Origin of the sequence: Mycobacterium sp., assembly GCF_049280035.1 — a bacterium.
Lineage (GTDB): Bacteria > Actinomycetota > Actinomycetes > Mycobacteriales > Mycobacteriaceae > Mycobacterium.
Window position 1 is genome coordinate 1 of the sequence record NZ_JBAPPI010000783.1, and the last position, 9717, is coordinate 9717.

The window sequence follows — 9717 nt, forward strand, 5'->3', positions numbered from 1 at the left end:
ACGGAACTTCGCTGCGACCGGGTTAATGGAGTGATGATCCGGACAGCGAGACTCTTCGTATCGTTTGATCTAATTAGAACACGTTGCAGGATGATCTGCATCACAAAGGCTCTGACCTGGCGAAACTACTAACATTTGTCTAATTTAGCCGTTCTTTGACACTCCGAACTTGTTCTAGTTACGATGATCCGGCTCACGCGGAGCGCCGTCGGCTGAGAAACCAGCTGAGGCGCCGCCAATCGGGGACGCAGAGGCTTCGCTGAAGAACTTGCAGACACCCGCGCGAGAAGGGAACCAGGTTGTTCGAACAGCTCGCGGTCCCGGCCCGGGCCGTGGGCGGATTCGTAGAAATGGCGCTGGAGACCTTTCGCGCGATGTTTCGTCGACCCTTTCAGTTCCGCGAGTTCCTCGACCAGACCTGGATGATCGCCCGGGTCTCGCTGGTCCCGACCCTGCTGGTCGCCATCCCGTTCACGGTCCTGGTGGCATTCACGCTCAACATTCTCCTTCGCGAGATCGGCGCCGCCGACCTGTCCGGGGCGGGTACCGCATTCGGCACCATCACCCAGCTCGGACCCGTCGTCACCGTGTTGGTGGTGGCCGGAGCGGGCGCCACCGCGATCTGCGCCGATCTGGGCGCCCGCACCATTCGTGAGGAAATCGATGCGATGCGGGTGCTGGGCATCGATCCGATCCAGCGCCTGGTGGTGCCCCGGGTGCTGGCGTCGACGTTCGTCGCACTGCTGTTGAACGGATTGGTCTCGGCGATCGGTATCGCCGGCGGCTACGTGTTCTCCGTGCTGCTGCAGGGCGTCAACCCGGGTGCGTTTGTCAACGGGCTGACCGTGCTCACCCACCTCGGCGAGCTGGTGCTCTCGGAAATTAAGGCGGTGTTGTTCGGCGTCGTCGCCGGCCTGGTCGGGTGCTACCGGGGCCTGACCGTCAAGGGTGGACCAAAGGGCGTGGGAGTGGCCGTCAACGAGACGGTGGTGTACGCGTTCATCTGCCTGTTCGTGATCAACGTGATCATGACGGCAATCGGCGTTCGAGTGCTGGCCCGGTGACCGCATGAGCTACGACGCCTCGATACGCATCCGCCGCTTTTTCTCCCGGTTCGCCGGGCCAGTCGACAATTTCGGCGAGCAGGCGCTGTTCTACGGCGAATCGATGCGCTACATCCCAAACGCGCTCACCCGCTACCGGAAAGAGACGATCCGGCTGATCGCCGAGATGACAATGGGCACTGGCGCGTTGGTCCTGATCGGCGGAACAGTCGGTGTCGCAGCGTTTTTGACGCTGGCGTCTGGCGGTGTGATCGCGGTACAGGGTTACGAATCGTTGGGCAACATCGGCATCGAGGCGTTGACCGGATTCCTGTCGGCGTTTCTCAATGTCCGTATCGTGGCCCCGGTGGTGGCGGGTATCGCGCTGGCCGCCACCATCGGCGCCGGTACCACCGCCCAGCTGGGGGCAATGCGGGTCGCCGAGGAAATCGACGCCGTCGAGGCGATGGCCGTGCACTCGGTGTCCTACCTGGTTTCCACCCGGCTGATCGCCGGACTGATCGCGATCGTCCCGCTGTATTCACTGGCGGTGCTGGCCTCGTTTTTCGCCGCACGGTTCACCACGGTGTACATCAACGGCCAGTCGGCCGGCTTGTATGACCACTACTTCAACACGTTTCTGATACCCACCGATCTGCTGTGGTCGTTCCTACAAGCGATCGTGATGTCGATTGGGGTGATGCTGATCCATACGTACTACGGCTACAACGCTTCCGGCGGTCCGGTGGGTGTCGGTCTGGCGGTCGGCCAGGCGGTCCGGACATCGCTGATCGTCGTCGTCGTTATTACTTTGTTCATCTCGCTGGCCGTCTACGGCGCGTCCGGTAACTTCAACCTTTCGGGGTGAGCCCGGTGACGATGCAGAGCGCGCAGCGCGATGAAGAGGAACCGGGCAATTAGGAGAAGGGGGACGATTGGCAAGCACCGGCGCACGACGCACACATGTCAGGCTGGCAGCGGCGCTGCTGGCCTCTCTGTTGACGGCGTTTGCGGTGCTGACCTACCTCTCCTACACCGCGTTTTTCTCCTCGATCGACACCGTCACCCTCACCGCGCCGCGCGCCGGGCTGGAGATGGACCGCGGTAACAAGGTCAAGTACCGCGGCATTCAGATCGGCAAGGTCGACAACATCAGTTACGCAGGCGATCAGGCGCAGCTGACATTGGCGATCGACAGTGGCGAGCTGCGCTACATTCCGGCCAACGCGGCGGTCCACATCGCCAGCAACACGATTTTCGGCGCCAAGTCGGTGGAGTTCATTCCGCCCAAATCACCGTTGGCGACGTCGCTTAGCCCTGGCGCCCACCTGGCAACCTCGGCGGTTTCGCTGGAAGTCAACACGCTGTTTCAGTCGCTCACCGACTTGCTGCACAAGATCGACCCCGTCGAACTCAATGGGACGTTGAGCGCGCTCGCGGAAGGATTGCGAGGACACGGCAACGACCTGGGCGACCTGCTGTCAGGGCTGAATACCCTGACGCAGCAACTAAATCCGCAACTGCCGACCTTGCAGCAGGATTTCCGCAAGACGTCCGCGGTGGCCAACATCTACGCCGCCGCGGCACCCGATCTGGTCACCGTGTTCAACAACACGCCGACGATCGCCAGGACGGTCGTGGACCAGCAGAGCAACCTGAATCGCAGCCTGCTGGCGGCGATTGGCTTGTCCAACAACGCCTATGACACATTGGCGCCGGCCGAGCAGGATCTGATCGACGCCCTCAAACGGCTGCGCGCCCCGCTGAAGGTTGCCGGCGACTACTCGCCGGAATTCGGCTGCCTGTTCGCCGGTATCGCGCGGGGTCTCCAGGAATTCGCGCCCGTGTTGGGTGTCAAAAGAGCGGGCCTGTTCACCTCGTCGAGTTTCATCTTGGGCGCGCCTTCGTACACGTACCCGGAGAGCCTGCCAATCGTCAACGCCTCCGGCGGGCCGAACTGCCGCGGGCTGCCTGACATACCCACCAAGCAGACCGGCGGGTCCTGGTTCCGCGCGCCGTTCCTCGTCACCGACAATGCAAACATCCCGTACGAGCCGTTCACTGAGATGCAGGTGGAAGCACCGTCGACGCTGCAGTGGCTGTTCCACGGCTCGTTTGCCGAACGGGACGATTTCTGATGGCCGACGGCTACGCGTCGCACCGCTCGATGATGGTGAAGGTCGGCATCTTCACCATCACCATGCTCCTGGTGGCTGTCGGCCTGGTGGTGATATTCGGGGAGTTCCGCTTCGGTCCGTCAAACACGTACCACGCCAACTTCATTGACGCGACGCGGTTGAAGGGCGGCCAGAAGGTCCGCATCGCCGGGGTGCCGGTGGGTTCGGTCAAGGACGTCAAGCTCAACCCGAACAACACGGTCGACGTGGCTTTCACAGTAGACAAGCGCTACACGCTGTACTCGTCGACGCGGGCGGTGATTCGCTACGAGAACCTCGTCGGTGACCGCTTCCTCGAAATCACCTCAGGCCCGGGCGAACTGCGCAAGCTGCGGCCGGGGGCGACCATCGATCAGTCGCACACCCAGCCGGCATTGGATCTCGACGCGTTGCTCGGTGGCCTGCGGCCCGTGCTCAAGGGCTTGGACGCCAACAAGATCAACACGGTCAGCAGCTACGTGATCGAGTTGCTGCAGGGCCAGGGCGGTGCGTTGTCCAACCTGCTGGCCGACACCAACGCTTTCGGGTCGACGCTGGGTGCCCGCGACCAGGTGATCGGCGATGCGATCAACAACCTCAAGGCTGTGTTGAGCACCGTTGACGCCAAGGGAGCGCAGTTCTCGGCCAGCGTCGATGAGCTGCAGAAGCTGATCACCGGGTTGGCGCAGGGCCGCGACGCGGTGGCCGGCGCCATCGGACCGCTGGCGTCGACGACGTCGGACCTAACCGAGTTTCTGAAGCGCGGACGCCGGCCGTTGCAGGGCAACATCGAGAACGTCCGACCACTGAGCACCGAGATCGCCGATCGTCTGCCCGAGGTCAACAACGACATCGAGCAGCTCGGCGAGGACTATCTGCGGCTGTCCGCGCTTGGCGCCTACGGTGCCTACTTCAACATCTACTTCTGCGCGGTGTCGCTGAAGATCAACGGGCCTGCCGGTAGCGACATCCAGATCGGCATGGGCGGCCAGCCGGATCCGAGCAAGGGGAGGTGCGCTTTTGCCAAGTAAGGCAGATGGCCCTGACCCACTCCGCACCGGCATCTTTGGCGTAACCCTGGTGTTCTGCGTCATATTGGTGGCTTTCGGCTACACCAGTTTGCCGTTCTGGCCGCAGGGCCGGGCTTACACCGCCTACTTCAGCGACGCCGGCGGGATCACTCCCGGAAACGACGTCTACGTGTCGGGGATCAAGGTCGGCAAGGTGCAATCACTCGGATTGGCCGGAGACAGCGCCAAAGTCACCTTTACCATCGATCGCCACGTCACCGTCGGCAACCAATCACTGGCCGCGATTCGCACCGAAACCATCCTCGGTCAGCGGTCGATCGCGGTGACCCCGGCGGGAACTGGTAGCGCGACCACGATCCCGTTGAGCCGCACCATGACGCCGTACACCCTCGGCTCTGCGCTCGAGGATCTGGGCGGCAACGCCGGCGATTTGGACAAGGCCCAGTTCGAGAAGTCACTACAGGTTCTGACCGATGCGCTGGACGACGCCACCCCGCAGCTGCGTGGCGCGCTGGACGGCGTGACCTCGCTGTCGCGTACGTTGAACCGCCGCGATGAGGCGTTGGAAAGTCTGCTGGCACATGCTAAGTCGGTGACAGCAGTGCTCTCCGAGCGGGCCGGGCAGGTCAACAAACTGATCGTCGATGGTAATCAATTGTTCGGTGCACTGGATGCGCGCCGGGCTGCGCTCGCGGAGCTGATCGGCGGCATCGACGATGTCTCTCAACAGCTTTCCGGCTTCGTAGCCGATAACCGCAAGGAATTCGGCCCGGCACTGAGCAAGCTCAACACCGTGCTGGACGATCTCAACGAGCGCCGCGACTACATCAGCGAGGCGCTGAAACGTCTGCCCCCGTACGCGACCACCCTCGGCGAGGTGGTCGGCTCCGGACCGGGGTTCAATGTGAATGTCTACGGCGTGGTGCCGTCTCCGATCGTCGGGATGATGTTCGATGCCGTCTTCCAGCCCGGCAAGCTCCCGAACAGCTTCGCGGATTATCTGCGCGGGCTGGTGCAGGAGCGCTGGCGGATCAGGCCGCAGTCGCCATGACCGTGTTCTCTGCGATCAAGGAACGTCGCCGCGGCACGCGGCTGGCGCTGGCAATGCTGCTTGCCGTTTTTCTCGCGGTGGGTGCGTATTTGGTGTGGCCCGCGCGGACCGGTAACAAGATCGTCGGCTACTTCACCTCAGCGGTCGGCCTGTATCCCGGGGATCAGATCCGGATTCTCGGCGTGCCGGTGGGCAAGATCGACTCGATCGAGCCGCGCGCAGAAGACGTCAAGATCACCATGTCAGTGGACCGCGATGTCAGAATTCCCCAGGACGCCAAGGCGGTCATTATGGCGCCCAACCTGGTTGCGGCGCGTTACGTCCAGCTCGCCCCCGCGTACACCGGCGGACCAGCGATGCCTGCCGGGGCCAGTATCGAGCTGTCACGCACCGCGGTGCCGGTGGAATGGGACGAGGTCAAAGAGGCACTGAGGGATCTGGCCAAGCAGCTGAGTCCGGCAGCCGGACAGCTGCAGGGACCGCTGGGCAAAGTGATCAACCAGGCCGCCGACACGTTCAATGGCAACGGCGAGTCATTCCACAACGCGCTCCGCGAGCTCTCGCAGGTTGCCGGTCGACTGGGGGATTCACGTGGCGACATCTTCGGCACGGTGAAGAACCTGCAGGTGTTGGTCGGTGCGCTGTCATCCAGCAACGAACAGATCGTCTCGTTCGCCGGACACGTGGCATCGGTTTCGCAGGTGCTCGCCGACAGCTCGACGCATCTGGATCACACCCTGGGAACTCTCAACCAGGCGCTTGTCGACGTGAAAGGGTTTCTGCAGCAGAACAATTCGACACTGATCGGGACGGTCGACAAACTCAACGACCTGACCAAGGTGCTGAGCGATCAGAGCGAGGACATCGAACAGGTGCTGCACGTGGCAGGCCCCGGCATCGCCAACTTCTACAACATCTACGACCCCGCTCAGGGCACGTTGAACGGCCTGATCTCGATTCCTGAATTCTCCAACCCCGTCCAATTCATCTGCGGCGGCTCGTTCGATACCGCGGCCGGACTGTCCGGACCGGAGTACTACAAGCGCGCCGAGATCTGTCGGGAGCGGTTGGGGCCGCCGCTGCGCCGGCTGACGTTCAATTATCCGCCGATCATGTTCCACCCGATCAACTCGATCACCGCGTATAAGGGTCAGGTCATCTATGACACGCCGGCCACCCAAGCCAAGGCGCAGACGCCGATTCCTGACCTGAAATGGGTCCCGGCACCCGGAGTTCACCCGCCCAGCGCGACCGACCTGCAGGCCCTGTTGGTTCCGCAGGCCGCGCCGAACCGTGCCCCGCCCGCCGTGCCTCCTGCCCTTGCGTCCCCGACGGTGCCATTCGGTCCGCGGCCAGGTCCGCCTCCGGCCGTATTGGCACCATCCGCTCCGCTGCCGGCGGAGCAGGGGGCCGGACGATGAGCCGGATCTGGCTGCGCGGCAGTGCACTAGTAGCCGGAAGCGTCCTGCTCGCGGGCTGCCAGTTCGGCGGATTGAACTCGGTCGCGCTGCCCGGGACCGCCGGCCACGGCCCCGGTTCCTACTCGATCACCGTCGATTTGGCCGATGTGGCAACACTGCCGCAGAACTCGCCTGTCATGGTCGACGACGTCACCGTCGGCAGCGTCTCGGGAATCGCTGCGAGGCAACGTCCGGACGGGAGCTTCTTTGCCGCAGTCAAATTGGCACTGGACCGCAACGTGAAATTGCCGGCGAATTCGATTGCCCGGGTGGCGCAGACCTCGCTGCTCGGCTCCCAGCACGTCGAACTGGCCGCCCCGACAAACCAGGCGCCGGTGGGCCGGCTGGCCGATGGGTCCACCATTCAGGAGTCTCGTACCAGTCGTTACCCCACCACCGAGGAAGTGCTCTCCGCGCTCGGCGTGGTGGTCAACAAAGGCAATCTCGGTGCACTGCAAGAGATCACCGACGAGACCTACCAGGCGGTGGCGGGCCGGGAGAGTCAGTTCGTCAACCTGGTACCGCGGCTTGCGGAGCTGACCGCGGGATTGAACAAGCAAGTCAACGACATCATCGCGGCCATCGATGGTTTAGACCGGTTCTCGGCGATCCTGGCCAGCAACAAGGACAGTCTCGGGCAGGCGCTGGAGTCGCTGCCGGGGGCGCTGTTGGTGCTCAACAAGAACCGGGACAACATCGTCGAGGCGTTTGCCGCGCTCAAGAAGGTGGCGACCGTCGCGTCGCACGTGCTCGCGCAAACCAAGGTCGACTTTGCCGAGGATCTCAAAAGCCTGTACTCGGCCACCAAGGCGCTGGCCGACAACCGCAAGAACTTCATCTCGTCACTGCAGATATTACTGACGTTCCCGTTCCCGAACTTCGGTATCAAGCAGGCGGTGCGTGGTGACTACCTCAACGTCTTCACCACATTCGACCTCACCGTGCGCCGGCTCGGTGAGACGTTCTTCACCACATCGTGGCCGCTCGACCCGAACATGCTGCACATGAAGGACATTCTGAACCCGCCGGACTTCCTGCTCGGGGAGATGGCCAACCTGTCCGGACAGGCTGCCGATCCGTTCAAGATTCCGCCAGGCACGCCGGCAGGGAATAACTGATGCTGGACCGCTTAACGAAAGCCCAACTGGCCATCTTCGGTGTGGTCACGGTGATCACCGTTGTGATCATGGCGATCTTCTACCTGCGGCTGCCGGCCGCACTGGGCATCGGCACCTATCGGGTGACCGCCGACTTCGTCGCCGGCCGAGGACTTTACAAGAACGCGAACGTCACCTACCGCGGCGTCGAGGTCGGGCGGGTGGAGTCGGTCGGGCTCAACTCGCATGGCGTCGACGCGGTCATGCGGCTGAACAGCGGCACCGGGGTGCCGTCGAACGTCACCGCCACCGTGAAGAGCGTGTCGGCCATTGGCGAGCAGTACGTCGACCTGGTGCCGCCGGATCGTCCGACAACGACCAAGCTGCACAACGGATCTCGCATAGATCGAGACAACACCCGGATCGGCGTTGACATCGCCACGCTGCTGCATCAGTCCGAGACACTGGTCAACAGCGTCGCCGACACCCGGCTGCGTGAACTGCTGCACGAAACCTTCACCGCGTTCAACGGATCCGGTCCGGAGTTGGCCCGGCTGATCGAATCGGCCCGGTTGTTGGTGGACGAGGCCAACGCCACGTATCCACAGACCTCGCAGTTGATCGATCAGGTGGGCCCATTCCTGCAAGCCCAGATCCGCTCCGGCGACGACATCAAGTCGCTGTCCAACGGACTGGCGAGGTTCACTTCCGAAGTGCGGCAAGCCGACCCGCAGCTGCGCAACTTGTTGGCTGTGGTCCCGCCCGTCGCCGACGAGGCCAATACCGCGTTCACCGGTATCCGCCCGTCGTTCCCGATGCTGGCGGCCAACCTGGCGAATCTTGGCCGGGTCGGCGTCATCTACCACAAATCGATCGAGCAGCTGTTGGTGGTGTTGCCGGCCCTGTTCGCCGCGCTCATCACCGCAGCCAACGGTGAGCCCCTCGATGAGGGCGCCAAGCTGGACTTCAAGATCAACATCGACCCGCCGCCGTGCAACACCGGATTCATCCCGCCGCCGTTGATCCGGACCCCGGCCGACGAGACGCTGCGCGAAATCCCGACCGACATGTACTGCAAGACCGCCCAGAATGACGGGGCGACCGTGCGCGGGGCGCGCAACTACCCCTGCCAAGAGTTTCCGGGCAAGCGGGCACCGACCGTAGCGCTGTGCCGCGACCCGAAAGGATATGTGCCGACCGGTACCAACCCGTGGCGCGGACCGCCGATCCCGTACGGCACGCCGGTGACCAACGGGCTGAACATCTTGCCGCCCAACAAGTACCCGTTCATCCCGCCGGGAGCCGACCCCGATCCGGGTACACCGATAGCGGGACCGCTTCCGCCGGGCGTGGTGCCGGGACCCGGTCCGGCGCCCAATCAGCCGTTCCCGGTCCCGCCGCCGCCCAACACCGGTGGCACCGACGGCCGGCAGGCGTGGATACCTCCCGCGCCGTACCCGCCGCAGCCGCCGGCTTTGCCGTTCCCGAAGGCGGTTCCAGCGCCCCCGCCACCGGAAGGTCTCTCACCGCCGGCGCCATACCCGCCGCCGGAAAAGCCGTGGGGCCCGCCACCCGGCCCGGTGCCGCAGGCGAACGGTACGGCCTATAGCACCTACGACCAGAGCACGGGAGTTTTTCAGGACCCCGCAGGAAGCACTGGTATCTTCGCGCCCGGCAGAGTATCGAGCGCTGAGAACTGGGTGGACCTGATGCGCGATCCGAGGCAGTTGTGACCGAGGCGGAGTCGATCGCAAGCGCGGCGGAGCCGGGCGCAGCGGGTCGGCGACCGACAAGCCCGGAGTCGGCGACGCGGCCTGTGAGACGGCGGGCTTCGCGCGCAGCCGGCCCGACCGGCGGAGAGGCAGCGTCCACCACGGTC

Annotated in this window: 8 protein-coding genes; all 8 read left to right on the plus strand. The window is 63.9% G+C overall.

The genetic code is table 11. From position 1 onward, the window contains the following. Positions 1 to 299 precede the first annotated feature (299 nt). The 8 genes from WAN71_RS24945 to WAN71_RS24980 all read left to right on the plus strand — a co-directional run bounded on the left by WAN71_RS24945 (position 300) and on the right by WAN71_RS24980 (position 9571). Positions 300 to 1064 (plus strand): MlaE family ABC transporter permease, encoded by a 765-nt coding sequence (locus WAN71_RS24945; RefSeq protein WP_422227892.1) that lies wholly within the window; start codon positions 300 to 302, stop codon positions 1062 to 1064. A 4-nt stretch (positions 1065 to 1068) separates the two neighbouring features. Then, a complete protein-coding gene (locus WAN71_RS24950; RefSeq protein WP_422227893.1) occupies positions 1069 to 1911 on the plus strand; it encodes an MlaE family ABC transporter permease in 843 nt (280 codons plus the stop codon). A gap of 67 nt (positions 1912 to 1978) precedes the next feature. Continuing rightward, the gene (locus WAN71_RS24955) at positions 1979 to 3181 is read left to right on the plus strand and encodes an MCE family protein (protein WP_422227894.1); all 1203 of its coding nucleotides are present in this window, start codon (positions 1979 to 1981) and stop codon (positions 3179 to 3181) included. Continuing rightward, positions 3181 to 4230: an MCE family protein gene (locus WAN71_RS24960; protein WP_422227895.1), complete on the plus strand. Its 1050-nt coding sequence runs from the start codon at positions 3181 to 3183 to the stop codon at positions 4228 to 4230. Before WAN71_RS24955 ends, WAN71_RS24960 begins: the two co-directional genes overlap by 1 nt. Continuing rightward, on the plus strand, positions 4220 to 5281 hold the full coding sequence (locus tag WAN71_RS24965) for a virulence factor Mce family protein (RefSeq protein WP_422227896.1): 1062 nt from the start codon (positions 4220 to 4222) through the stop codon (positions 5279 to 5281). Before WAN71_RS24960 ends, WAN71_RS24965 begins: the two co-directional genes overlap by 11 nt. Continuing rightward, the gene (locus tag WAN71_RS24970; protein WP_422227897.1) at positions 5278 to 6702 is read left to right on the plus strand and encodes a virulence factor Mce family protein; all 1425 of its coding nucleotides are present in this window, start codon (positions 5278 to 5280) and stop codon (positions 6700 to 6702) included. The genes WAN71_RS24965 and WAN71_RS24970 overlap by 4 nt, the downstream gene beginning before the upstream one ends. Beyond that, positions 6699 to 7859, plus strand: coding sequence for an MCE family protein (locus tag WAN71_RS24975; RefSeq protein WP_422227898.1), 1161 nt, complete (start codon positions 6699 to 6701; stop codon positions 7857 to 7859). Before WAN71_RS24970 ends, WAN71_RS24975 begins: the two co-directional genes overlap by 4 nt. Then, positions 7859 to 9571: an MCE family protein gene (locus WAN71_RS24980; protein WP_422227899.1), complete on the plus strand. Its 1713-nt coding sequence runs from the start codon at positions 7859 to 7861 to the stop codon at positions 9569 to 9571. Before WAN71_RS24975 ends, WAN71_RS24980 begins: the two co-directional genes overlap by 1 nt. Positions 9572 to 9717: the final 146 nt, after the last annotated feature.